General features: G+C 71.3%; 23 protein-coding genes. 9 read left to right on the top strand and 14 right to left on the bottom strand.

Translation table 11 applies throughout. The features are described 5' to 3' along the window. Positions 1-11 precede the first annotated feature (11 nt). Entirely contained in the window at positions 12-2,576 is a 2,565-nt protein-coding gene (gene valS / locus DN771_RS24980) for a valine--tRNA ligase (RefSeq protein WP_205528761.1), read from the top strand. Positions 2,577-2,640: 64 nt separating this feature from the next. Next, positions 2,641-4,212, top strand: coding sequence for an LCP family protein (locus DN771_RS24975; protein ID WP_117000293.1), 1,572 nt, complete (start codon positions 2,641-2,643; stop codon positions 4,210-4,212). A gap of 105 nt (positions 4,213-4,317) precedes the next feature. Here DN771_RS24975 and DN771_RS24970 read toward each other — a convergent pair whose 3' ends face one another. Both DN771_RS24970 and DN771_RS24965 read right to left on the bottom strand, forming a co-directional pair. Continuing rightward, positions 4,318-5,187: a vWA domain-containing protein gene (locus DN771_RS24970; RefSeq protein WP_205528760.1), complete on the bottom strand. Its 870-nt coding sequence runs from the start codon at positions 5,185-5,187 to the stop codon at positions 4,318-4,320. 77 nt (positions 5,188-5,264) lie between these two features. Further along, entirely contained in the window at positions 5,265-6,218 is a 954-nt protein-coding gene (locus tag DN771_RS24965) for an AAA family ATPase (RefSeq protein ID WP_117000292.1), read from the bottom strand. Between the two features lie 167 nt (positions 6,219-6,385). Between DN771_RS24965 and DN771_RS24960 the strand changes: the two genes are divergently transcribed. Then, positions 6,386-6,742 (top strand): hypothetical protein, encoded by a 357-nt coding sequence (locus tag DN771_RS24960; protein ID WP_117000291.1) that lies wholly within the window; start codon positions 6,386-6,388, stop codon positions 6,740-6,742. A 116-nt stretch (positions 6,743-6,858) separates the two neighbouring features. Here the strand turns inward: DN771_RS24960 and DN771_RS24955 are convergent, their stop codons facing one another. Beyond that, positions 6,859-7,683 (bottom strand): helix-turn-helix domain-containing protein, encoded by an 825-nt coding sequence (locus tag DN771_RS24955; RefSeq protein ID WP_117000290.1) that lies wholly within the window; start codon positions 7,681-7,683, stop codon positions 6,859-6,861. Between the two features lie 87 nt (positions 7,684-7,770). Here DN771_RS24955 and DN771_RS24950 point away from each other — a divergent pair, with 87 nt between their 5' ends. Beyond that, positions 7,771-8,319, top strand: coding sequence for a carboxymuconolactone decarboxylase family protein (locus tag DN771_RS24950; protein WP_117000289.1), 549 nt, complete (start codon positions 7,771-7,773; stop codon positions 8,317-8,319). A gap of 285 nt (positions 8,320-8,604) precedes the next feature. Here the strand turns inward: DN771_RS24950 and DN771_RS24945 are convergent, their stop codons facing one another. The 5 genes from DN771_RS24945 to DN771_RS24925 all read right to left on the bottom strand — a co-directional run bounded on the left by DN771_RS24945 (position 8,605) and on the right by DN771_RS24925 (position 11,267). Then, on the bottom strand, positions 8,605-8,961 hold the full coding sequence (locus DN771_RS24945) for a hypothetical protein (protein ID WP_162942386.1): 357 nt from the start codon (positions 8,959-8,961) through the stop codon (positions 8,605-8,607). 123 nt (positions 8,962-9,084) lie between these two features. Further along, complete coding sequence (locus tag DN771_RS24940) at positions 9,085-10,062, bottom strand: NAD(P)H-dependent flavin oxidoreductase (RefSeq protein ID WP_117000287.1); 978 nt, start codon at positions 10,060-10,062, stop codon at positions 9,085-9,087. Next, positions 10,055-10,258, bottom strand: coding sequence for a tautomerase family protein (locus DN771_RS24935; RefSeq protein ID WP_117000286.1), 204 nt, complete (start codon positions 10,256-10,258; stop codon positions 10,055-10,057). Before DN771_RS24935 ends, DN771_RS24940 begins: the two co-directional genes overlap by 8 nt. Beyond that, positions 10,258-10,656 carry a nuclear transport factor 2 family protein gene (locus DN771_RS24930; RefSeq protein WP_117000285.1) on the bottom strand — a complete coding sequence of 133 codons (399 nt, stop codon included), beginning with the start codon at positions 10,654-10,656 and terminating at the stop codon, positions 10,258-10,260. The genes DN771_RS24935 and DN771_RS24930 overlap by 1 nt, the downstream gene beginning before the upstream one ends. Continuing rightward, a complete protein-coding gene (locus tag DN771_RS24925) occupies positions 10,653-11,267 on the bottom strand; it encodes a flavodoxin family protein (RefSeq protein ID WP_117000284.1) in 615 nt (204 codons plus the stop codon). Before DN771_RS24925 ends, DN771_RS24930 begins: the two co-directional genes overlap by 4 nt. An 83-nt stretch (positions 11,268-11,350) precedes the next feature. Between DN771_RS24925 and DN771_RS24920 the strand changes: the two genes are divergently transcribed. Then, the gene (locus DN771_RS24920) at positions 11,351-12,262 is read left to right on the top strand and encodes a LysR family transcriptional regulator (RefSeq protein WP_162942385.1); all 912 of its coding nucleotides are present in this window, start codon (positions 11,351-11,353) and stop codon (positions 12,260-12,262) included. A gap of 2 nt (positions 12,263-12,264) precedes the next feature. Here DN771_RS24920 and DN771_RS24915 read toward each other — a convergent pair whose 3' ends face one another. Further along, complete coding sequence (locus tag DN771_RS24915) at positions 12,265-15,210, bottom strand: M14 family metallopeptidase (protein WP_117000282.1); 2,946 nt, start codon at positions 15,208-15,210, stop codon at positions 12,265-12,267. 192 nt (positions 15,211-15,402) lie between these two features. Here DN771_RS24915 and DN771_RS24910 point away from each other — a divergent pair, with 192 nt between their 5' ends. Continuing rightward, positions 15,403-16,002 carry a CHRD domain-containing protein gene (locus tag DN771_RS24910; RefSeq protein ID WP_117000281.1) on the top strand — a complete coding sequence of 200 codons (600 nt, stop codon included), beginning with the start codon at positions 15,403-15,405 and terminating at the stop codon, positions 16,000-16,002. A 35-nt stretch (positions 16,003-16,037) separates the two neighbouring features. On the opposite strand, the gene DN771_RS24905 is transcribed toward DN771_RS24910, so the two are convergent. From DN771_RS24905 to DN771_RS24885, 5 genes are all read right to left on the bottom strand, one after another. Next, positions 16,038-16,376, bottom strand: coding sequence for a sigma factor (locus tag DN771_RS24905; RefSeq protein WP_162942384.1), 339 nt, complete (start codon positions 16,374-16,376; stop codon positions 16,038-16,040). 134 nt (positions 16,377-16,510) lie between these two features. After that, on the bottom strand, positions 16,511-17,590 hold the full coding sequence (locus DN771_RS24900; protein WP_117000279.1) for a maleylpyruvate isomerase family mycothiol-dependent enzyme: 1,080 nt from the start codon (positions 17,588-17,590) through the stop codon (positions 16,511-16,513). Position 17,591: 1 nt separating this feature from the next. Then, complete coding sequence (locus DN771_RS24895; protein WP_117000278.1) at positions 17,592-18,167, bottom strand: sigma-70 family RNA polymerase sigma factor; 576 nt, start codon at positions 18,165-18,167, stop codon at positions 17,592-17,594. Positions 18,168-18,296: 129 nt separating this feature from the next. Then, positions 18,297-19,409, bottom strand: coding sequence for an NDMA-dependent alcohol dehydrogenase (locus DN771_RS24890; protein ID WP_117000277.1), 1,113 nt, complete (start codon positions 19,407-19,409; stop codon positions 18,297-18,299). A gap of 59 nt (positions 19,410-19,468) precedes the next feature. Continuing rightward, positions 19,469-20,083, bottom strand: a complete 615-nt coding sequence (locus DN771_RS24885; RefSeq protein WP_117000276.1) for a precorrin-2 dehydrogenase/sirohydrochlorin ferrochelatase family protein — start codon at positions 20,081-20,083, stop codon at positions 19,469-19,471. Positions 20,084-20,184: 101 nt separating this feature from the next. On the opposite strand from DN771_RS24885, the gene DN771_RS24880 reads away from it, so the two are divergent. The 3 genes from DN771_RS24880 to cobA all read left to right on the top strand — a co-directional run bounded on the left by DN771_RS24880 (position 20,185) and on the right by cobA (position 23,457). Then, positions 20,185-20,880, top strand: a complete 696-nt coding sequence (locus tag DN771_RS24880) for a phosphoadenylyl-sulfate reductase (protein WP_227462474.1) — start codon at positions 20,185-20,187, stop codon at positions 20,878-20,880. An 88-nt stretch (positions 20,881-20,968) separates the two neighbouring features. Further along, positions 20,969-22,726 (top strand): NADPH-dependent assimilatory sulfite reductase hemoprotein subunit, encoded by a 1,758-nt coding sequence (locus DN771_RS24875; RefSeq protein ID WP_117000275.1) that lies wholly within the window; start codon positions 20,969-20,971, stop codon positions 22,724-22,726. Next, positions 22,723-23,457 (top strand): uroporphyrinogen-III C-methyltransferase, encoded by a 735-nt coding sequence (cobA, locus tag DN771_RS24870; RefSeq protein WP_117000321.1) that lies wholly within the window; start codon positions 22,723-22,725, stop codon positions 23,455-23,457. Before DN771_RS24875 ends, cobA begins: the two co-directional genes overlap by 4 nt. The last annotated feature ends 124 nt before the right edge of the window (positions 23,458-23,581 follow it).

Below are 23,581 nucleotides of genomic sequence, written 5' to 3'. Positions count from 1 at the left end.
ATTGTGCCCCCGTGAATTCCATTCCCGAGAAGCCGACGTTGGACGGGATCGAGGCCCGCTGGGCCGAGCGTTGGGAGGCCGACGGTGTGTACCGCTTCGACCGCGGCGCCGATCGCGACCAGGTGTTCTCGGTGGACACGCCGCCGCCCACCGTGTCGGGGTCGATTCACATGGGCACGATCTTCGGCTACACCCAGTTCGACTCGGTTGCCCGCTACCAGCGCATGGCCGGCAAGCAGGTGTTCTTCCCCATCGGGTGGGACGACAACGGCCTCGCCACCGAGCGCCGGACCCAGAACTACTTCGGCGTGCGCTGCGACCCGACCAAGCAGTACGAGCCCGACTTCGAGCCGCCGTTCCGCGGCGACGTGCCGGCCAAGCACCACGAAGTGCCCGTTTCACGGCCCAACTTCGTCGCCCTGTGCGAGGAGCTGACGGCCATCGACGAGGCGGTGTTCGAGGAGATCTTCCGCCGCCTCGGCATGTCGTTCGACTGGACGCTGCTCTACACCACGATCGACGCCGGCAGCCGGCGCACGAGCCAGCTGGCGTTCCTGCGCAACCTCGCACGCGGCGAGGCCTACAGCGCCGATGCCCCCACCGTGTGGGACGTGGACGACCGCACCGCCGTCGCCCAGGCCGAGATCGAGGACCGCGAGCGCCCCGGCGCCTACCACCTGCTCGCCTTCCACGGCACGGGCGACAACGCCGGCGACGTGATGATCGACACCACCCGCCCCGAGCTGATCGTCAGCTGCGTGGCCCTCGTCGCCCACCCCGACGACGAGCGCTACCAGCCGCTGTTCGGCTCCACGGTGCGCACGCCGCTGTTCGGCGTCGAGGTGCCCGTCGTCGCTCACCCGCTGGCCCAGCCCGACAAGGGCACGGGCATCGCCATGGTCTGCACGTTCGGCGACACCACCGACGTCACGTGGTGGCGCGAGCTCGACCTGCCGACGCGCAGCGTGATCGGTCGCGACGGGCGCATCGTCGCCACCCCACCCGAGTGGCTGGAGACCCCCGAGGCGCTGGCCGCCTACGAGGCGATCGCCGGCAAGACGGTCAAGCAGGCCCAGGCGGCCACCGTCGAGGCGCTCACCGCGTCGGGCGAGATGCACGGCGATCCCCGGCCGCTGATGCACCCCGTGAAGTTCTACGAGCGCGGCTCCCGTCCGCTCGAGATCGTCACCAGCCGTCAGTGGTACCTCCGCAACGGCGGCCGCGACGAGGACCGCCGCAACGCCTTCCTCGCGCGCGGCAAGGAGCTCGACTGGTACCCCGACCACATGCGTCACCGCTACGACCACTGGGTGGAGGGCTTGAACGGCGACTGGCTGGTGAGCCGCCAGCGCTTCTTCGGCGTGCCGATCCCCCTGTGGTACCCGCTCGACGACGACGGCGAGCCGCGCTACGACTCGCCGATCGTCCCCGCCGACGACACGCTGCCCATCGACCCGTCCACCGACGTGCCGCCCGGTTACACCGCCGATCAGCGGGGCCGGCCCGGTGGCTTCGCCGGCGATCCCGACGTGATGGACACGTGGGCCACGTCGTCGCTCACGCCGCAGATCGCCGGGCAGTGGGTCGACTCGGTACTGAGCGGCGGATCGCTGTTCGGGAACGTGTTCCCGATGGATCTGCGCCCGCAGGGTCCCGAGATCATCCGCACCTGGCTGTTCTCCACCGTGGTGCGCGCCCACTACGAGCACGGATCGCTGCCATGGACGTCGACCGCCATCAACGGATGGATCCTCGACCCCGACCGCAAGAAGATGTCGAAGTCGAAGGGCAACGTCGTCACGCCGATGGGCCTGTTCGAGCAGTACGGCACCGACGCCGTCCGCTACTGGGCGCTCGCCGCCCGGCCGGGCGTCGACACGGCCTTCAGCGAGGACCAGATGAAGGTCGGCCGCCGCCTCGCCACCAAGCTGCTCAACGCCTCGAAGTTCGTGCTGTCCACCCCCGACCCGTCCGGCGGCGACGTCGAGATCGACCCGGTCGACGCGGCGATGCTGGCCCGGCTCGGCCAGACGGTCGCCGAAGCGACGACGGCGTTCGAGGGCTTCGACTACGCCCGCGCCCTCGAGCACACCGAGTCGTTCTTCTGGTGGTTCTGCGACGACTACGTGGAGCTCGTGAAGCAGCGCGCCTACGCCGGCGAGGCGGGGGCCGCCGAGTCGGCCCGGCACGCCCTCCGCACGGCGCTCGGCACGGTGCAGCGGATGTTCGCCCCGGCCCTCCCCTTCGTCACCGATGAAGTGTGGAGCTGGTGGCACGACGCCAGCGTGCACGCCGAGGCGTGGCCTGCCGCTCCAGCCGTCACGAGCGAGCTGTCGCTCGACGCGGCGAGCGAGGTGCTCGCCCGGGTCCGTCGCGCCAAGACCGAGGCCAAGCGCAGCCAGCGGGCCGGGGTGGCCCGGCTCGTCGTCACCGGACCGGCCGGCTGGATCGCCCAGCTCGAGCCGTGCCGGCGGGACCTCGTCGACGCCCTGACCATCGCCGACTTCGAGCTGTCGGCCGGTGCCGAGGACGCGGCGGTCGGTATCGCCGTGGAGCTCGTGCCCGACGAGGCGTGAACGGCCCACGTGACCGTCATCATCTGCCCCGCATTCAGCACCGTCGCTCGTTAATCTCACGGCCGTGAACGCCGACGAGGACGCGCCCCGGCGGCGCCCACACCGCACGTGGCCGGAGCGGCTGACGATCGGCACGACGTTCGTGTCGGCCTTCGTCTGCCTCACCGTCGCCGCGGCGTTGATCGTGGGCTACCAGATCGCCCGCCAACGCAACGTCGTCGACATCACCAACCCGGCCGAGGCCGCGGCCGCCGAGGCGGCGGCGAACACCGCCGTCGCCACTCTCCCGTCGACGGTCGCCGCGACCACGACGACATCTGCGGCGGCTCCCACGGAGGTGACCGAGCCGTCGGCCCTGTCGCCGGTCACCGACGGGACGGATGAGACCGAGGGCGTCGACGTCACCGAGGCGATCGCCGGGGCCGACGAGACGGTCGCGGCCGACGCGCCGACGACCACCAGCGGCGCCGGTGCCACCCGACCGTCGGTGGTGACCACCGTGGAGATCACCTCGCCCGAGACGGACGCGCCAGCGGACACGTTTCCCGACGCCGATCCCGATGCGCAGAACTTCTTGATCACCGGTTCGGACAACGGCGACTGCGTCGACCCGAACTCGCCGACCGCCGGTGGCTTCGGCGACCGCGAGGGCATGGGCGAGCGCAGCGACACGGTGATGATCATCCGTGTCGACCCCGGCGCCAAGCGCGTCGCCGTGCTGTCGTTCCCCCGCGACCTGTGGGTGGAGATCGCCGGCCGTGGCACGTCCCGCATCAACTCGGCGTACGAGGCGGGCAACCCGCAGGTCCTCATCGACACGATCTACGAGAACTTCGGCGTGTCGACCGACCACTTCATCCAGGTCGACTTCTGCGCCTTCAAGACGCTGGTCGACGCCGTCGGCGGCGTGACCGTGCCGTTCGAGTTCCCCGCCCGGGACGAGAACACCGGCCTGCTCATCGAGGAGCCGGGCTGCGTGAACCTCGACGGCGACATGGCGCTGGCCTACGTGCGCTCGCGGCACTACCAGTACGAGGATCCGCCGGGCAGCGGCGAATGGTCGACCGACGGGACGAGCGACCTCGGCCGCATCTCCCGCCAGCAGGACTTCCTGCGCCGCGTGCTGTCGGCGCTCCTCGACAAGGGGCCGCTCGACCCGAGCGTGGCCCGCGGCCTCATCGAGGCCGGCACCGAGGACATCGTCACCGACCGTGACCTCACCATCGCCAAGATGCTCGAGTTCGCCGGCGTCATGAGCGACGTCGATCCCGACTCGATCACCACCTATCAGATCGAGGCCACGGGCCGCACGATCAACGGCAACTCGGTGCTCATCCCCACCATCGAGGGCGACAACATGCAGGCGGTGCTCGCCCTGTTCCGGGGTGAGACGTCGCTGTCCGAGGCCCCGGTGCAGGAGTTCGACGACACGACGACGCGGCCGACGATCGGCACGACCACGGTGCCAGGCTCCAGCGTTCCCGGCGACAGCGGTGGCGAGGTCGTCGAGACCGCCCCCGCCACCGACGTGACCGACGAGACGACGGCTGACTCGGCCGTGTCGAGCTCGGTGCCGAACGGCGAGCCGCAGGAGAACCAGTTCGGCATCGTCCCGCCCCGCGACCTGCAGTGCTGACGGGTCGAGTCGCCCGGACCGACGCTCGAACTGGGCGCGATGCGTGACGCTGAGCGTCACGCATCGCACCCAGAAGCGTGAACGGCACGATCCGCGCCCAGATGCTCACATGAGGAGGGCGGCGAGGGCGGCGGGGACATCGCTGGGGCCGTCGATCGTCGACAGGCGGGCGCCCACCGCCGAGGCGAACGCCGTCGCCTCGTCGGCATCGGCCGCCGGTGCGACCACCACCAGTTCGTCGAGCGCCGCCGCAGCGGCGTGGGTGTCGCCCGGCTCGTTGGACCGGCAGTCCGACAGCAGCACGGTGACCTTGCGGCCCGCCCGCGAGCGGCGGAGCTGCCGGCCGGCAGCACCGAGGGCGTTGGCGAGGTCGGTCGTGCCGTGGCCTCGCAGCGCCAGCACCGAGTCGACCACCGTCTCCACCGATCCGGCCGGTGTCGCCTGCGGCTTGACGACGATCGCCTGGCGGGCGAACGACACCACGCTGTAGTCGTCGGGATTGCGCCAGGCGACCGCCGCCGCGGCGACGGCGTTGGTGGCGAGCGGCCGGCCGCCCATCGAGCCCGAGCGATCGAGCAGGAGACAGAGGGCGGTGTCGGGGCGGCTCCAGTCACGCACGCGAAGGTCGTCGGCCTCCACCGCGTCGCGGCGGGCCTTGGCGGCCACGATGGCGTCGAGGCTGGCGTCGACGTCGAGGTCGCCGGCGTCGGGCCGCCACCGCGTCGTCACGATCCGTCCGACCCGCCGCGACCGCACCGGCCCGCGGCGGGCGACCTCGAGCATCAGCCGTCCGGCCAGCCGGCGGGCGGCCGCGCGCAGCTCACGATCCATCGCCCCGGTCATCGACGCCAGCATCGCCAGGGCCTCGTCGGCGTCCTCGTCGAGCAGCTCGGCCAGAGCTTCCTCGTCGAGCGTTCCGACCTCCGGGGACAGCTGCTCGAACGAAGCGTTGCGGGCCAGCTCGGCCCGGCTCACCGACGAACGCCGCGCTTCGTTGACGGCCGCCTCGGCGTCGTCGCCCTCGACGTCGGAGCCACGCGCCGGCGGGTCGTTCAGCCGTTGGTTGGCCCCGCCGGAGCGGGGTGGGCTTTTCCCGCGTCGCTCCGGTCGCCCGGCTCGTGATCCGGTGCCGGTCCGGCAAACACCGCGGTCCACAGCTCGGCGATCACGTCCTCGGCGCGGCGGGTGGAGCCGTCACGTACCCGGACCCGTCCCGACAGGGCGACGAGGGCGGCGTCGAGGCCGGTCGACTCGCCGGCCTCGGCCAGCGTCTGGCCACGCAGGCGCAGGAGCGACGACACGACCGCAGCGGTGTCGAGCGCGCCGCGGACCGAGGAGCCGACGGTGAGGTCGGGATGGCTCCTCGTGCGCCGGACGACCTCGACGACACGGGCGACCCACGCGGCGTCGAGCTCGGGGGCGTCGCGGGTGACGATCGCTGCCTCGTCGGCGGCGGTCTGGTAGTCGACGCGCACGCGGCACACGCGGTCGTACATGGCACCGGAGATGCGGCCGGTGCCGACGACGTCGAACGGATTCATCGCGGCGACGAGCCGGAAGCCCGGTGCGGCGGCGACCTCGCCGTAGCGCGGCACGTGTAACGACCGCTCGCTCATCACGGTGATGAGCACGTTGAGCGTCTCCTCCGGAATGCGGTTGAGCTCTTCGATGTAGAGCAGCGAGCCGTCGCTCAGCGCCTCGACCAGCGGGCCGGCCACGAACACGTCGGGGTCGTAGCCGTCGGCCAGCACCCGGGACGGGTCGAAGTGGCCGACGAGGCGCGCCGGGGTGAGCTCGGCGTTGCCTTCGACGAACACGAAGCCCACGCCGAGACAGTCGGCGACGGCCCGCAAGAGCGTCGACTTGCCGGTCCCCGGAGGACCCTCGAGCACGAGGTGGCGGTCGGCGTCGAGGGCGGCGAGCACCACCTCGATCTCGTCGGACCGACCGACGAGCCGCTTGGCGACCCGTTCGACGACGTCGTGCAGTGATTCCCCGTTCGCCACCCGACTATCACTACACCAACCGCCGCCGGCAACCGTTGCCGGGCGTTACGGAAGGTGCCTGGCACCAACCGTAACGCCCGCCGGAGGTGAGGATCGTGGGCCGGGCAATCCGCGGGGGACGTGGCTGCGAACGACTTGCACACGTCAGCTACAGCAAGGAAAGCCCCATGAAGTCACGTCTCATCCGCCGTATCGCCCCCGCCGCCATCGTGGTCGGTATCGGCCTCGGCGCCGCAGGTGCGAGCGCCAGCGCCTGGAGCCCCGGCAGCGAGAGTCCGAGCGTCGCCCCGGCGACGGCCAACGGATGCACGTCGACGAGCACCGGCAACCCGGCCCCGTACAACAGCAGCGAGCCGTCGTTCTTCTTCTTCTCGTCGACGTTCACGTGCAGCGGCCCCAACGGTGTGGCCCAACGGGTCGACTTCGGCATCTTCGGCTCGTTCGTCACCCTCAACAACCAGCCCGTCCAGACGACGGACTTCAGCGACGCCTTCGTGCGTTGGCTCGCCGGGCTGCCGGGCTAGACGCCCGGTCCGGACGCGGGGTGGCGAGTCGTGCCCCGCCACCCCGCAACTTCCCGCGACCCCCGGCGTGCCGTCGACGAGACGGCACGCGGGGGGCGCGTCTGAATGGATGCTGGCTACGCGAATCGCGCCCAGATGTCCGCCGTCGCCGGATCGGAGGGGAAGAACGACTCGACCCGGAGCTCCTGCGCCGTCACGTCGAGCGGGGAACCGACCGTCGACACGACCGAGAAGAACGCCAGCTCGTCGCCGTCGACGTCGAAGCGCACGTCGACGACGGGGGTCATCGTCGGCGGTCGGTCTCGCTCGAGCACGGCGGCGACATCGGGCTGCGCCCGGAGCTCCGCGACGAGCGTTGCGGTCGTGCCGTCGACGAGTCGCTCGACGGCCTCGCGCGCCGCCCGTTCGAGCAGCGCCGGCACGACCTCGGCCCAGTTGACGACGCGGTCACGGACGCGGCCCGGTTCGATCATCAGCCTGAGCACGTTGGCGTCGGCGGGGAGCGGCTCGGGCGCCGATAACGCCCGGAACAGGCGACCGGCGCCGTCGTTGGCCCGGATCAGGTTCCAGGCCCGGTCCATGACCACCGCGGGGAACGGTTCGTGCTGGGCGAGCATCGCCGTCAGCGCCCTGTCGAGTTGCTCCAGCGATTCGCTGCTCAACGCCTCCTGACGGTGGACCGGTGCGTACCCGGCGGCGAGCAGGAGCTCGTTGCGCTCCCGAAGGGGGAGCTCGAGGGCCGCCGCAAGCCGGACGATCATCGTCCGGCTCGGCTGTGCCCGCCCGGTCTCGACGAAGCTGAGGTAGCGGGGCGTCGTGCCGGCAGTCGACGCCAGGCCGAGCTGGCTCGTCCGGCGCACCGCTCGCCAGTGCTTGAGCAAGGTGCCGACGTCCGGCCGCGAGCCCCGCGTCGTCAACGTCTCCAGTCCGGCGACCGACATCGAGCCGACTCTACGACGACCCGAACGCGGGATCACTTCCCCGCCGGGGAATCGCCTCGGCTCCCCGGGAGGCTCATCGTGGACCCCATGAAGCTCAACATCCACACCATCGACACCGCACCAGAGGGATCGCGGGCGACGCTCGACGGCATCGCCGGCGAGCTCGGATTCGTCCCCAACCTGGCGGCCGCCGCCGCCGAGTCGCCCGTCCTCCTCGAGGCGTTCGACGGTCTCCGGCGGGCGGCCGGCCGCACCGGACTCGACCCGGTTCACCGTGAGATCGCCGGACTCGCCACCGGCGTCGCCGTTGACAACGCATACGGCGTCGCGTTCCACTCGACGGTGCTGGACGGTCTCGGCGTCGCCAGGAGCGACGTCGACGCGATGCGCGCGGGCGCCGAACCGTCCGACGGCGCCGCTGGCGCGGTGTTCGCCTTCGCGACCGCCCTCGTCACCGGCCGGGGCCGCGTGGCACCCGAGACCGTCGCCCGCGTCCGCGCCGCCGGGCTGACGGATGAGGCGATCCTCGAACTCGTCACCGAGTGCACGTTCGCCGGTCTCGTCGGCACCATCGACAACCTCGCCGGACGCGTCGAGCTCGACTCCTTCTTGACCCCTCGGGCCTGGACGAGTTGACGATGCTGGATGGGAGGAGAGCGACCGGTCCGGCCGCTCTCCTCCGAACCTCCGATCCGCCGTTCTCGCCGTTCCCGCCGTGGCGATGGCGAGCAGCTCGGCGACGGCGGGACGTGCATCGGCGGGCGTCGTGAAGCGTCCCGCGGATCCTCGGATCGACGTCACGCGTGGGCTCCTCCGTGGTACGACTTGGCCAGCGTGATGCGGCAAGCCGGAGCATCACCCGAGTGTCGGCGACCCTCGAAGGGTGTGCGCCGACACTCGGGAGCTCGCGCCGGAGTGCGGCTACGACAGGATCTCCGGTCCGGCGGCGAGGACGCGCACGGGGGCGCCGCCGATGTTGCCGCCGGCGTAGGCGAAGGTGGACGCCTGTCCGACCTGGACGATGGGCCCGGTCCGCGGCACGAACGCCGAGGGCGACGACAGCGAGAAGGTCGGGAGCACCACGATGGCCCGGTACGTGCCCGAGCCTTGGGTGCACAGGACACTCGCCTCGCTGGCCCCGGCGGCGTTGACCCTCAGGGTCGTCGTGCAGCCGCCGACCGTGCTGGCCGCAGAGGCCGGCGACGCGGCGACCGATGCGGTGGCCGCTGCGCCCAGGGCGACCGCTCCCACCAGGACGGACCTTCGAAGTTGTCTCATCTCTCACTCCTTGTTCGGGGCTCTCGCCCAGACGACCGCAGGACCTGCGGCCGTCACCTCTTGTTCGCCGTGGACCGCCACGCGGATGGGCGGTTCCTGGAGTCCGGGTGTGGACGCCCGTCATCACGGCCGGACGCTTCGTGATGAGCCCGGCCTCGTGCCCGGCACGGTCCGCGCCGAGGCGGGGACCGCCCGCTGCTCCGGAGCAGCCGGCGCCGCGATCGCCCGGACGATGTCGCCGGCCGGAAGGATCTCGTGGATGTCGGAGACGCCCGTGCCCGCCCAGACGACGCGCACGTCCATGTCGTCGACCTGTGCCGACTGCCGGTATCGAGATCGCTGGACCTCGAGGCCGGCGCGCAGCTCGTGCTCACGCCCGTGCCACCGCTCGACGGCACCGTTGACGAGAGCCCGCCCGGTGTGGCCGGCCGGCCACTCCGGACCCCTCAGGAGATCGAAGACGGTGGTCCGCCGCGTCATCGAGCTGGAGACGAGGCGGTGCTTGGCGGGGTCCGAGTCGAGCGCCTCGTGGCTGGCGTACAGGCGGGTGCCGACCACGACGCCGGCCGCGCCCAGTCCGGTCGCCCGCTCCCGATCGGCGGCGGTGCCGATCCCGCCCGCGGCGAGCACGGGGACCGGGTCGACGGCAGCGACCACCGCGGGGACGAGTTCGGACATCGGCAATCCGTCACGGCCGTGACCGCCCGACTCGTGCCCCTGAGCCACCACGACGTCGGCACCGGCGTCGACAACTCGGCGCGCCTCGGCCACGGATGTCACCTGGCAGATCACGACCGCCCCGCCGCGGTCGTGTGCGGCTCGCACGAACACCGACGGGTCGCCGAACGACAACCACAGCCAGCGCACCCCACGATCGAGCACGCGCCCGACCACCGCCACCCGATCGGCGAGCGCCCACGTGATGAAGCCGACCCCGACCTCGACCCCCGCCGCGACGTCGAGCTGCTCGTCGACCCACGTGGCATCGCCGTAGCCGCCGCCGATGAATCCCAGTCCGCCGGCGAGAGTCACCGCTGCTGCCAACGCGCCACCGGCGATTCGGGCCATCGGCGCGTTGACCACCGGGGGCAGTTCACGCACGCCGGGCGCGCCACTCGGCCACGGGGACTCCGCCGATCCCCCAGTTGGCCAGCGGGACCTCGTCGATCACGACGAACGTCGTCGCCGGATCCTTGCCGAGTACGCGTTGCAGGAGCTCGGTGGTGCCGGCGATCAGGTCGGCCTTGGCGTCGTCCGACACGCCCTCGTCCGTGACCTCGATCCGTACGTAGGGCATCACGCCTCCTCGGCGAGCTCGTAGTGGAAGACCTTGGCGATGATCTGCCATCGGCCGTCGACCTGGATGAGCGTGAGCACGTCATCGAACCGCTTCGGCCCGATCGAGCATTCGACACGCGCGACCGCTGTCACCGGGCCGACGCGTTCGATCGACACGACGCGGTCGCGCCGCGGCTCGTCACGTGACGCGGGCGACGGGCGGGCGTCCACGATCGGGAGGTAGTCGTCCATCGCCAGCGCGATCAGCGCTCCGCCGGTCGCCGATGCGTAGATCGCCCGCTGGTGGAACACCCCCCGAAGCCGCTCTGTGTCGCTGTGGTAGAGGCCGTCGAAGTACGCCTGCAGCACCGAGTCGATCGGATCGACCGGGTCGACCGTGTCGACCCGGTCGCTCACGAACCCACCTCGGCGACGACGGCCCGGGCGGTGCGCAGCTCAGCGGCGAGCAGGGCGACGCGGCGACCGAGGTGTTGAGCGGTGCGCCGGTCGGCCGGCGGAGGCACGAGCTGCGGGCCCTCGTCGGCATTCGACTGGGCCATCGCGCCGAGGAAGGCGGCCAGCCGATTGAGGTCGTCGGGCGACCCCCCGCTCGTGTGGTTGCCCGGAAGCAGCCCGAGGCCGATCCAGATCATCCCGTGCTGCATGGCGAACAGGGCGAGCTGCTGCAGGGTGGCCAACTTGTCGCCGGACAGCCCCGCCGAGTTGGTGAACCCCGCGGCCAGCTTGTCGCACCAGCGTTGCTCGGCCCAGCGCGCCGACGTCGCGTCGAGGAACGTCTTGAACGGCGCCGATGGGCCGGCCATGTACGTCGGGGCGCCGAGGATGATGGCGTCGGCCGCGTCGAGCAGATCCCACCCGACATCGTCGACCTGCCCGGCGGCGTCGACGGAGATGAGGTGGGCGCTGGCGTCCTCGACGGACGCGGCGCCGTCGAAGGCGGCCTCGGCCTGGACGCGGGTGTGGCCGGATCCGCTGTGGTACACGACGGCGATCGAGCAAGAGGTCATGGGCGCCACGGTAGGGATGGACGATGTATTCGTCCACGACGGATGTTTGATCATTGCTCTAACCTCTCGTTATGGATATCGACGTGCGTGACCTCGAGCTCCTCGATGCCCTCGCCGAGCACGCCACGCTGACCGCCGCCTCCGGCCATCTCCACGTCAGCCAGCCGGCGCTCAGCCAGCGGTTGCTGCGCCTCGAAGAGCGACTGGCCACGCCGCTGTTCGAGCGGCGCGGCCGGCGCCTCGTCCCCAACGCCGCCGGCCGGCGCATGCTGCGCGCCGCCCGTCTCGCCCTGGCCGAGATCCGAGCGGCCCGGCACGATCTCGTCGAGCTCGCCGACGGCCGCCGGCGTCCGCTGCGCATCGCGTCGCAGTGCTCCACCAACTACCAGTGGATGCCCGCCGTGGTCCGTTCGATGCGCGAGCGTCTCCCGGGCACGCAGCTGCGCATCGAGCAGCTGCCCGACGACGACCCGCTCGCCGCGCTGCTCGACGAGCGGATCGACGTCGCCCTCGTCACCAAGCTCGACGGCGACGTCAACCGGGTCCGGCTCGACCGGCTGTTCGACGACGAGCTGCGCGCCGTCGTCAGCGCATCGCACCCCTGGGCGAGCCGCAAGCGGGTCACCGCCGACGACTTCGACGACGTGCACGTCGTGCTGTGCGACACGTACGACCAGACGAGGCTGCCCCCCGTTCCCCTGCCGATCCCGGCCGGCGCTCGGCCGGCCCGCCTGACGACCGCCGCCGTCGGTACCGACCTGCTGATCGAGATGGTCGCCACGAGCCGTGACGTCACGGTGATGCCGTCGTGGCTCGTGGCGCCGCATGTCGACACCTCCGACATCGCCACCGTCGCCATCGGCGATCCGCCCCAACGCCGCACGTGGTACACCGCGACACGCCACGATCGCAGCGACCTCGTCGACGACTTCGTCTCGCTGCTTCACACCCACCTCGGCCGTCGGCCGCCCGTGCCGTCGCTGCAAACCGCCTGACATCAGCCGGTCGACCGCGACTCGCCCACGAGCGGCTCGATCAAGCGGCCCAGCACGTCCGCTCGTTCGGTCGGCGTGGCCAACGACTCGAGGCCGAACCCGAGCAGCGCCGTGTCCTCGGTGGTGACCGCGGAGGACAGCGCGATCAGCTCGCCCGCCACGACGAAGTCCCCCTCGACGGGCGGACTGCCCACCGGAGGGTCTTCGACGGCCCAGGCGCCACCGTCCTGCTCGAACCCGTCGGACTCGACGACTGCGCCTCCAACGACGAGCCGGGTGTCGTCGACGAACACACCGATGCCACCGCCCACGCCGAGATCGACGATGTCGGTCACGTAGCTGACCTTGATCGCGACCGGCCCGCCGGCGTAGGCGGACAGGTCGAACGCGGCCTCGACCCAGCCGTTCGACTCGCCGGTGAACATGTTCCACGACCCTGTCGTGCCGGTCGGCTCGCACGGGTTCCCGCCGGACAGGTAGTGGCTGAGGAAGGGATGGAGCCGGAGCAGCGAGCCGTCCGCGCACGTGGACGGCGGCAGCGGCACCGTGCGGCCCTCGAGGTCGGGCAGCGTCGTCCAGTCATCCGTGCCGGCCGGGGCCGCTTCGACGATCACACCATGGAACGTCTGCAGCGTGCTGTATGACAGTTGCATCTGCAACGTCGGTACGTCGGACGCGGCGACATCGGCAAGGTCGATGGTGCGACCGATCCGCCGGTACGACGCCGGTCCCCGCAGCGCACCGGCATAGCGGGATCCTTCCACCGGGCCGAACGGATTCACGCTGCTCTCGCCGTGGTACGTGCCCGCCGCCTCGCCTGCGAACTGCGGGTGGTCCGCAGCCGGTAACACGTCGCTGGTGAGCGAGAAGCCGCCCGCCTCGTCGAGCGGGTTGTCGGCCAGTGCAGCACCGCCGATGTCGGCCGTCAGCCCATCGAGCGGTCCGGCGCCGTCGATGCCGACCGGGTCGACGACCGGAGCGCGGTGGTTGGCCCCGAGGTAGTACTGCGCGAAGTCGTCGGAGAGCAGGAGGCAGTCGGCGAGGAAGTCGGCCGACACGACGCAGTCCTGATCGGGTGCACCGGCGAGCCCTGCGTAGACCCCACCGAGCGACCGACCGAGCAGCCCGAAGTACTGGGCGTTCTCGCCCGCCTGGAGGAGCTTGCCGCCCTCGTTGAGGTAGTCGCGCATGGCGATCGTGAGCTCGTACTGCCGCTCGGCGACGGCGATGTCGGGAACCGGCCCGAGTAGGAAGGTGTCGGTGAGCGCGTCCTCGGCGTCCTGGGGCAGCCGGTCGTCACCGGTCTCCCACACGACGACACCGAAGTGGGCGAGCACGCCCAACGGGTGCGGGACGCCCTGCCTGTCGACATCCCAGGTGGCGTGGCTGATGCCGTTGGCGTCGAGGGCGGCGGCGTACTCGTCGACGTACTTCGGTCCGTCGGTGCCCGCCGGGTACTCGGGATTCACGCCGAGGTAGTCCTCGTTCGCCACGACGAGCGCGGTGGCGCCGATCTCGGTGGAGACGCTGTAGGTGAAATGCTCGCTCGTCACCGCACGGCCGTCGCGGCGGGCTGTGAACCACACCTCGACCGAGTCGCCGGGCCGGGTCCCGGTGATCTCGCCACGGAACTCGGCGTAGTAGCGGTCGCGCTCGTCTCCGTAGCGCTCGCCGCCCTCCCACTCGCTGACGGCGACGTGCCGAACGGGGCCGCCGTTCACGCTGAACTCCAGCCGTCGGTCGTCCTGATCGCGCCGGGCGACGACGGCCACCGGCTGATCGACCCCATACGACATGTCGAAGGCGTCGACGACGAACTCGGGCGTCTCGCGCCCCGACACGGTCACCGGGTCGTCGGGGTCCGGAGCGGATCGGGCCACGGCGAGGGCGAAGGGCAGGTTCCGGCGGAACTCGGCCTCGATGAGCGCCTCGTCGTCCGGAAAGGCCAGTGGATTGCTGCAGCCGGCGGGCTCCCAGTCGTCGGTCGAGTCGCTCGACGCCGCCGCCGCACACGTGCTCATCTCCACCAGGAACGACAGCGAGCCGTAGGCGACGTGGGCGTGCTCGTCGGTGACGCCGTTGGCGATGTAGAGATCACCGGTCAGGCCGTGTCGATAGCCGGGGACGGCGTCACCGCCGGCCAATGCGTCGTACACGGCGTCGTCGGGCGTCGGCGTGGACCCCTGCCATGCCGTGCCGTAGAACACGTCCTCCGACGCGGAGTGGTAGTTGATGACGAACTCGAAGCCGACCCTCGCCATCAGGGAGTCCACGGCCTGCGTCTCGGGTTCGGACGCCGGTGCACTCCCCCGGTAGTTGTCGCTGCCGGCGTCCGGCGACGAGCCCTCGTCGTCGTAGCCCCAGCGGGTCGGATAGTTGCGGTTGAGGTCGACGCCGTCCGCTCCCGTGATCAGGCCGTCGCCGTCGTTGTCGCGCAGGTTCTTGCGCCACATCCGGTTGCCCGGTGTGAACGTGTAGTCGTAGCCGTCGGGGTTGGCGACCGGCACGAACCACAACTCGGTGCTGTCCACCAGGTCGGTGAGCGTGGGGTCGCTCCCGTAGCCGTCGAGCACGTGTTGGGCGAAACGGCGGACCATCTCCGGCGTGATCCACTCGCGAGCGTGCTGGGCGGCGAGGAACAGCGTGGCCGGCCGGTCGCCGTCTTCGACGAGCCGGGCCTGTGACGACACCTTGAGCGCCACGATGTCGTCGCCGTTCACGGTCTCGCCGATCGTGACGAGCTTGGTGATGTCCGGGTGGTCGTGCGCCAACGTGGCGAACTCGTCCATCAGACCGCCCGGTGCACCGTACGGCCGAAAGACGCCGTCGCCCTCCACCGGCGCCGCCGATCGCGCGGCTGACGACGGGAGGTCCGGTGCGGACAACGCAGGGGTCGCCATGCCGGCGAGCAGTGCAACCGCGGCGATGATCGCCGAGATCCGGTTCATGGTTCTCTCCTTCCGTCGCCCCGCCGAACGTGCGTGGCGAGCCGAGGTGTCGTAGTGGCTCCGTTCGGAGCACGAGCAGCAGCCGGATCACTCACCGTCGCCGACTCGTGCTCACGCGGCGGCATCCGCCGTGGGGGGCGGCTTCGAACACACCGTGCATCAACGAGCAACCCACTCTCACGGAGGTCCACCATGTCCATCGATCGAACCCGCGTCATCGCCATCGCCGGGGCAGCCGGCGCCGGCGTCGCCGCACTCTCGCTGCTGTCGTCCTCGATGGCCGGTGCAGGCCACGAGAACGCCGTGCTCACCACCGTGCTCTCGGGGGCCAACGAGGTCGGGCCGGACGGTGCGACGGGCGTCGGTGATCCCGACGGAGCCGGGACCGCCTACGTGTTCGGCATCGACGGCGACCCGACGACGCTGTGCTACGTCATCACCGCCGCGGGTATCGACCCGACGTTCGAGCCGGGCGCCACCGGGATGGCCCACATCCATCGCGCCGCCGAGGGCGAGAACGGCCCGGTCGTCGCCGCCCTCGCCTTCCCGCTCGAGGGAGACGCGGCCGACTGCCTCACCGAGGGTGAGGAGGACAAGTTCCCGCTCATCGGCGAGGAGGGCGAGCCCGAGAGCATCGTCGCCGACATCCTCGCCAATCCGACGAGCTACTACGTCAACGTGCACACGGGCGAGTTCCCTGACGGCGCCATCCGTGGCCAGCTGGCGAACGTGCACGACGGCCCGCCGCCGGACATGACGTCCGTTCCCTACGGATTCGCCGAGAGGCGCTGAGCCGGCGGCCGGATCACCGGTCGGCGAGTCCGGCATCACGCCCCGTGCGGGCCGTGACCACGGGCGCGGTCGCGGCCCGCACGGCGTCGACCGGGCGCCGGGCCAGGCGGTGAATCGGCGGCTCGGCTCCCGTGGCGGTACGCGACCACCGCCGCCCATGCCCGTACGTCGCCGCAATCGGTGTTGAAGCGCGCGGCGTTCCGCCAGAGCTCGAGAAAGACATCGGTCGACACCGCGGCCGCGGCCGTCGGACTGGCGACGAACCGGCGCACGACGCCGTAGACGGTCGGGGCCAACTCGTCGTACAGGGCGGCGAACGCCGGCTGGTCGCCGGCACCTGCGCGCCGGATCAGGGCGGCGAGGTCAGGGGGCACGACCTCGCGCCTCGGACCGTTGTCTGACCCCGATGGCTCGAGCGTGCTCCTCACGGCGCTGTATTCGCTCCCAGCGAACGCCCCGGATCAGCGACGCGTGCGGGTCAGCCGAGCGGGCCGCGCACGCGGGCAGCTCAGAGCTCGGCGAGCGCAGGGAGCGAGGCGATGACGTCGCTCACGAGGCCACCGTCGCCGGTGAACTCGTGCTCGATGTCCCCGGGCGAGACGCGGGCGGCGAAGCCCCGGCAGAAGGTCACGGCGTCGGTGGTGATCTCGGCATCGACGGCGTGTGTGCCGGCAGGCCGGACGCCCACACGACGGCCGAGGTCGACATCCCACGCCGTGCCATCGAGGTCGTCGAACCGGAAGCGGATCAGCTTGCTGTCGGTGCCGAGCTCCCCGTGGCGATGCGTGGCCGCCAGCGCAGCCGGGACGAGGCTGCAGGCGAGATGGGCCATGCTCAACATCGACGCCGGCGGCGGGCTCGCCATGTCGATGCCGACGGCGCGACGGATGTCGTCGGCGTGGGTCCACGTCTCGACGGCGCGGATCACGAGGGCGGCACCGGTCGGAGTGGCCCGCCCCCACCACGTGATCGGCTCGCGGAGTCGGGCCTCGCCCCGCGACGACGCCTGGGCGGATCCGATCTCGGCGCTGGCCTCCAACTCGGCGACCGCCGCGGCGGGAGGCCGCGATGCAAGGCGCGCGCGCGTCTGGGCCGTGCGTTCGACGTTGTCGGTCACCGTCTCGGGAATGCCGGTGACGGGCACGCCCAGTGCGTCGGCCAGCATCGACTCGTTGGCCGCGAGGTGCATGGCCACGTCGTGGACGCTCCAGCCGGGCATCTCTGGCGGATCGACCGGACGGGTCCAGTCATCGGCCGTGAGATCGCGCAGGAGCATGACGGCTCGGGCCGCCTCCACCCGGTGCACGTCGATCGGCGACCAGCCGGCGACGACCCGCGCGGGTTCCCGGCGCCGGCGTGCTTCGCCGATCACCCGCGCCCGCAGATCCGGACGAGGGGCGGTCTCGGCGACGACCTCGGCCGCGAACTCGCCGGCCGCGACCCGCAGGCGCTTCTCGAGACGGTCCGAGGCGGACGTGGCCTCGAGGTGGGCGACGATGGCCGCCGTCTCATCGGCGCCGTGGGCGTCGAGGGCGTACGCAGCCAGGTCGTCGGTGGTGATCGGGGTGTCGTCGGAGTCGTTGGTCATCTCATCGCTCACTTTCGATGTTCTCCCGCCGGAGATGGATCGCGATACGTTCCAGAGCCAGACGCAGCCGGGACTTCGCCGTGCCTTCGGGGATGTCCAGGGCGTCGGCGACCTGCCGGTAGGTGTACCCCCGGAAGTAGGCGAGCTCGAGCGCCTGGCGCTGCGGCTCCGACAGCTCCCGGAGCGCGGCACGGACGCGATCCGACGTGTCGGACCTCACCGCCGCGTCGGCGATGTCGGGCACGTCGGGCTGGCCCTGGGCCGCTCTGCTCTCCCGGCGCCGCCGGGCCTCCTCGCGCCGCACGGCGTCCACCGCCCGCCGGTGCGTGAGCGTGGCCAGGAACCCCCGGAACGTGCCACGCCCGGAATCGATGCGCTGCGGGTTCTCCCACAAGGAGACGAACACCTCCTGCGTGACGTCCTCGGCCGCCTGCCGGTCGACGACGGTACGCAGGGCGAGCCCGTACACGAACCCGGCGTACCGGTCGTACAGGTCGGTCAGCGCCGTCTCGTCCCCTCGCGTGAGACGCTCGACCAAGACCCGTTCGGCCCAGGGCGCCCGGTGTGTTCCGTCCATGAGGCAAGCCCTCGGCATGGAAGTTCTTCGAAGCTGCGAGCCTGTCCGGATCACCTCCGTTTCGACCGGCCTCGCGATGGCGGCGACCTCACGGTTGGTGCCTGGCACCAACCGTGAGGTCCGCAGACCTCAGTCGTAGATCAAGACGCCACGGATGTTCTTACCGTCGCGCATGTCCTGGTAGCCCTCGTTGACCTGATCGAGCGTGTACGTCTTGGTCACCAGGCCGTCGAGGTCGATCTGGGCCTTGCCGTAGAGCTCGAGCAGCTTGGGGATGTCGGCCCGGGGGTTGGCCGAGCCGAAGAGCGAGCCGACGACCTGCTTCTCCATCAGCGTGACGTCGAGCAGGCTGACGTTGGCGGTCATCTCGGCGGCCGGGTGGATGTTCGTCACCACGACCCGCCCACGCTTGGCGGTGAGGGCCAGTGCCGAGGCGAGCACCGAGCCGTCGCCGACGCCCATCGTCATGATGACCTTGTTGGCCATCTTGCCCCACGACGCTTCCTGGATCAGCGGGAGGGCCTCTTCGAGCGACGCCGCCGTGTGGGTGGCGCCGAACTCCATCGCCTTCTCGCGCTTGAACTCGATGGGATCGATGGCCCAGATCTGCTTGGCGCCGGCGAGGCGGGCGCCCTGGATGGCGTTGGCGCCGATGCCGCCGATGCCGACGACGGCGACCACGTCGCCGGGGCTCACCTCGGCGGCGTACACACTGGAACCCCAACCGGTGACGACGCCACAACCGAGCAGGCAGGCCCGGTCGAGCGGGGCGTCCTTGTCGATCTTGATGCAGCTCGCCTCGTTGACCACGGTGTGGTGGGCGAACGTGCCGAGCATGCACATCAGGCCGAGGTCGGTGCCGTCGGCGGCGTGGTGGCGGGCGGTGCCGTCGACCTGGCGACCCAGGCCGAGGATGGCCCCGAGGTCACACAGGTTCTGGTGGCCGGTGGAGCAGCTCTCGCAGCGGCCGCACGACGGGATGAAGCCGAACACGACGTGGTCGCCGGGCTCCAGCCAGCTCACGCCGGCACCGACCTCCTGCACCACACCGGCGCCCTCGTGACCACCGATGATCGGCAGGGCGAAGGGCAGGTCGCCGGTGACGAGGTGCTCGTCGGAATGGCACATGCCCGAGGCGGCGAGCTTCACCAGCACTTCGCCGGGGCCGGGCGGGTCGAGCTCGATCTCCTCGACGCTCCACTCCTTGTTGACGTCCCAGAGGATCGCCGCCTTCGTCTTCATCGTGAACCCCCGAAGTGTTCGAGTCGGGCGACCGATTTGCCCGACAGCGATGCCCGAACCTAGTGCCCCTCGGCAGCGTTCTCAGCACGGGGCGGGGCGACGACGGGATCGATGTGGCTCGCCCAATCGACCGTCTCGGTCGACCCGCCGGCCGACCGGATGGCCGCCCGCTCGGCCTCGAGGCGAACGGCGAGGGCGACCACGTCGTCGGTGAGCAGTTCGCCGGCGCGATCGCGGAGACGGCGGGCCAGGGCCGGGCTCGTCCCGTCGGTGCTGACGGCGATGGACAGCGGCCCGCGACGGGCGATCGCCGGCAGGATGAAGCTGCAGTCGCCGCGCTGGTCGGCGGCGTTGACCCAGACGCCGGCCGCCGTCGCATCGGCGGCGACGGCGGCGTCCACGGCCTCGTCGCCCGTTGCGGCGACGACGAGCCGTGCCCCGGCCACGTCGGCGACGGCGTACCGCCGACGACTCAGCGTGGCGACGTTCCCGGCCACCACCTCGGCGTCCATCGCCGCCGACACGTCCGGAGCGATGACCCGGACCACGGCGCCAGCGGCGGCCAGCCCGGCCACCTTACGTGCGGCGACGGGACCCGCCCCGACCACCAGGACGTCGACGCCGTGCAGATCGAGGACGATCGGGTAGCCGAAGCGGGCTGTGTCCTCAGTCATCGGTCCGAGCGTGCCACAGGCGGGCGAGCCCCGTCGCCACATGCACGATAAAGATGACCTGAAATGTCGGGAATTGGTTCGGAAGATGGTTGACTAGCGGGGTGGCTGCGACGCCCGTCACCCCGCCCGACACTCGATCCGAGCAGTTCGTGCCGACCGCCGACGAGTTGGCCGCGTTCGAGAGCGCCCATCCGCTCGACATCCTGCGCTGGGCCGGCGAGCGGTTCGGAGCAGACCTCGTCGTGACGGCCAGCTTCGGTGACGCCCTGCTCCCCCACCTCGTCAGCCGGGCGCTCCCCGACGCCGAGGTCGTGCTGCTCGACACCGGCTACCTGTTCGCCGAGACGCTCTGGTACGCCGAGCAGCTGCGCAACGACTTCGGCCTCAACCTGCGGATCATCTCGCCGCCGGCCGACGCCGAACCCAACCTCTGGCAGCGCGACACCACGGCGTGCTGCGCCGCCCGCAAGGTCGACCCGCTCGTCGCCGTGCTGGCCGAGCGCCGGGCCTGGATCACCGGCCTGCGGCGGGCCGACTCGCCGAGCCGCGCCGACGCCCCGATCGTGCACTACGACCCGTTCAAGGACATCGTCAAGATCAACCCCATCGCCACCTGGACCGACGCCGACGTCGACCACTACGCGGCGATGGAGCTGCTGCCCGCCAACCCCCTCACCGAGCGGGGCTATGCCTCGATCGGGTGCTGGCCGTGCACCCGTCCCGTGAAGGACGGCGAGGACGCCCGAGCCGGGCGCTGGGCAGGCTCCGACAAGACCGAATGCGGACTGCATCTATGACTGCGTTCCCCGGCCACGCAGTCCGCTGCCCTGCCCGCTCGAACCCCGGGACGCTCGCTGCGCTCGCTGAACGAGAAGGAAACTCGCGATGAGCGCAGAAGACATCAAGCGCGAGAGCGGGCATCTGCGTGGGTCGCTGGCCGACGAGCTGGCGGCCGACTCCGGTGCCTTCGAGCTCGAGTCGAGTCACGCCCTGCTCAAGTTCCACGGCATCTACCAGCAGGACGACCGCGACGTCCGCCGCGAGCGGACGATGAAGAAGCTCGGTCTCGACTACTCGTGCATGGTGCGCGCCGGCGTTCCCGGCGGCGAGCTGAGCGCCGAGCAGTGGCTGGCGCTCGATCGCCTCAGCGATCTCGCCGACGGCACGATGCGCCTCACCACGCGCCAGGGCGTGCAGTTCCACGTGGTGCACAAGGGCGAGCTGCGCGAGCTGGTGCACGGCATCAACGCGTGCCTGCTCACCACGCTCGCCGCCTGTGGTGACGTGGTCCGCAACACGATGGCCTGCCCGTGGCCCGACGATCGCCAGGCGGTGCTCAGGCCGCTCGTGCGCGACATCGTCGCCCGATTCAAGCCCCGCACCACCGCCTACTGGGAACTCTGGATCGACGGCGACAAGGCCGTCACCAGCGAACCGGCACCGGCGGAGCTCCCGCTCGGCGTGCACGCCACGCCGCTCGAGGGCGACGAGCCCGAGCCGATCTACCGCGACGTCTACCTGCCGCGGAAGTTCAAGATCGCCGTCGCCTGGCCCGGCGACAACTGCGTCGACATCTTCTCCAACGACGTCGGCATCGTGCCGATCGTGGCCGACGGCCACGAGGGACCGATCACGGCCGGCGACATCACCGGCTACCAGATCTACGTCGGCGGCGGCATGGGCATGTCCCACGCCCGCGAGGACGACACGTATCCCCGCCTCGCCTCGGTGCTCGGCGTCGCCACCCCCGATCGGGTCGTCGATGCGATCGAGGCGATCGTCACGACGCAGCGGGACCACGGCAACCGCGAGGATCGTCAGCAGGCTCGCCTCAAGTACCTCGTCGACAAGCGGGGCACACCGTGGTTCCGGGCCGAGGTCGAGCAGCGTCTCGGCGCACCGCTCGGCGAGCCCGTCGAGCTGCCGCCGTTCCAGCCCGAGGAGCACCACCACGCCCGCGACGGCGTGGTGCCCATCCCTGTGCCGTCGGGCAAGGTGGCCGACCGCGACGGCGTGCTGCTGCGCACCGTGCTGCGTGAGCTCGTCGGCGACGGCACCGTCACCCAGATCCGCGTCACCGCCCGGCAGGACCTGCTGCTGCACGGCATTACCCCCGACCGGATCGCCGAGGTCGAGCAGCGCCTGCGCGACCACGGCGTGCGGCTCGTCGGCGACGTCAGCGCCATCCGCCGCCTGGCGATCGCCTGCCCGGCGCTGCCGACCTGCGGCCAGGCGCTGGGCGAGGCCGAACGCATACTGCCGACGCTCGTCGACGAGCTGGAGAAGGTGCTGTCCGACACCGGACACGCCGACCTCCCCGTGCGGATCAACATGACCGGTTGCCCGAACGGGTGCGCCCGCCCCTACAACGCCGAGATCGGCATCGTCGGGCGGACGAAGAAGAACTACGACATCTACGTCGGCGGGTCGGCCACGTATGGCCGCATGGGCACGCGGATCCGCGCCGACGTGCCGTTCGACCAGATCGCCGCCACGCTCAAGCCCGTCTTCGAGCGCTACGCCCGTGACGGCACGTTCGGCGACTGGGCCGACGGCGTGGGCGCCGAGACGATCGAGACGTGGCTCCCCGCACCGGTCGTACGCCGGCGCGGCGCCCGCACCGCCACCACCGACGCGCCATGACAGCGCGGGTCGCGCTCGTCGGCGCCGGACCCGGCGATCCCGACCTGCTGACGATCCGCGCCGCCCGCCTGATCGCCGAGGCCGACGTCGTCGTGCACGACGCCCTCGTCGGCTCGGGTGTCCTCGATCTCGTGCCCGACGGCGTGGAAGTGATCGACGTCGGCAAGCGGCCGGGCAAGGCCGTGCCCCAAGAGCTGACCAACACGCTGCTCGTCGATCTCGCTCGCGCCGGTCGCCGGGTCGTGCGCCTCAAGGGCGGCGACCCGTTCGTCTTCGGCCGAGGCGGCGAGGAAGCCCTCGCCCTGCTCGAGGCGGGCGTCGACTTCGAGATCGTCCCGGGCATCTCGTCGGCCGTCGCCGCACCCGCGGTAGCGGGCATCCCCGTGACCCACCGCGGTGTCTCGGCGGCGGTCACGGTGGTCACCGGACACCGCCGCAACGGCGAGCCGCCGGTCGACTGGGGTTCGCTCGCCCGCGTCGGCGGCACCGTCGTGGTGCTGATGGGCGTGTCGCAGCGGGCGACCATCGCCGCCGAGCTGATCGCCGGCGGCCTCCACCCCGCCACTCCGTTCGCGGCGATCGTCAAGGCCACCACCGACGCCGAGACGGTCGTGCGCGGCCGCCTCGATCAACTCGCCGCGGCCGCGATCGAGCCGCCGGCGACGATGGTGATCGGCCCCGTCGCCGCCCTCGACCTCACGTCCACCGGCGTCGGCAACCTCGTCCCCTGACGTTCAGTAACAGATGGTGCCTGCCTGGATTCCAGTGGTCACTGCAACACGTGGTTGTCGAGGATCATGGTAGGGGTCTTCCAGCCGTGGCGTTTGCGGGGTCGGCGGTTGAGCTTGGCGGCGA

This window comes from Desertimonas flava, assembly GCF_003426815.1.
In the GTDB taxonomy this organism is placed as follows: Bacteria; Actinomycetota; Acidimicrobiia; order Acidimicrobiales; family Ilumatobacteraceae; genus Desertimonas; species Desertimonas flava.
The sequence above is the reverse complement of the archived record's forward strand: the minus strand, read 5'-3'. Positions and strand labels throughout refer to the sequence as shown.

What these genes read in the sequence shown, in the direction of transcription:
- DN771_RS24960 (WP_117000291.1), top strand. Translation starts at nt 6,386, where the DNA reads ATGAAGTCACGTCTCATCCGCCGTATCGCCCCCGCCGCCATCGTGGTC.
- DN771_RS24925 (WP_117000284.1), bottom strand. Translation starts at nt 11,267, where the DNA reads ATGACCTCTTGCTCGATCGCCGTCGTGTACCACAGCGGATCCGGCCAC.
- DN771_RS24955 (WP_117000290.1), bottom strand. Translation starts at nt 7,683, where the DNA reads ATGTCGGTCGCCGGACTGGAGACGTTGACGACGCGGGGCTCGCGGCCG.
- DN771_RS24875 (WP_117000275.1), top strand. Translation starts at nt 20,969, where the DNA reads ATGAGCGCAGAAGACATCAAGCGCGAGAGCGGGCATCTGCGTGGGTCG.
- DN771_RS24895 (WP_117000278.1), bottom strand. Translation starts at nt 18,167, where the DNA reads ATGGACGGAACACACCGGGCGCCCTGGGCCGAACGGGTCTTGGTCGAG.
- DN771_RS24910 (WP_117000281.1), top strand. Translation starts at nt 15,403, where the DNA reads ATGTCCATCGATCGAACCCGCGTCATCGCCATCGCCGGGGCAGCCGGC.
- DN771_RS24890 (WP_117000277.1), bottom strand. Translation starts at nt 19,409, where the DNA reads ATGAAGACGAAGGCGGCGATCCTCTGGGACGTCAACAAGGAGTGGAGC.
- DN771_RS24935 (WP_117000286.1), bottom strand. Translation starts at nt 10,258, where the DNA reads ATGCCCTACGTACGGATCGAGGTCACGGACGAGGGCGTGTCGGACGAC.
- DN771_RS24900 (WP_117000279.1), bottom strand. Translation starts at nt 17,590, where the DNA reads ATGACCAACGACTCCGACGACACCCCGATCACCACCGACGACCTGGCT.
- cobA (WP_117000321.1), top strand. Translation starts at nt 22,723, where the DNA reads ATGACAGCGCGGGTCGCGCTCGTCGGCGCCGGACCCGGCGATCCCGAC.
- DN771_RS24885 (WP_117000276.1), bottom strand. Translation starts at nt 20,083, where the DNA reads ATGACTGAGGACACAGCCCGCTTCGGCTACCCGATCGTCCTCGATCTG.
- DN771_RS24950 (WP_117000289.1), top strand. Translation starts at nt 7,771, where the DNA reads ATGAAGCTCAACATCCACACCATCGACACCGCACCAGAGGGATCGCGG.
- DN771_RS24915 (WP_117000282.1), bottom strand. Translation starts at nt 15,210, where the DNA reads ATGAACCGGATCTCGGCGATCATCGCCGCGGTTGCACTGCTCGCCGGC.
- DN771_RS24945 (WP_162942386.1), bottom strand. Translation starts at nt 8,961, where the DNA reads ATGAGACAACTTCGAAGGTCCGTCCTGGTGGGAGCGGTCGCCCTGGGC.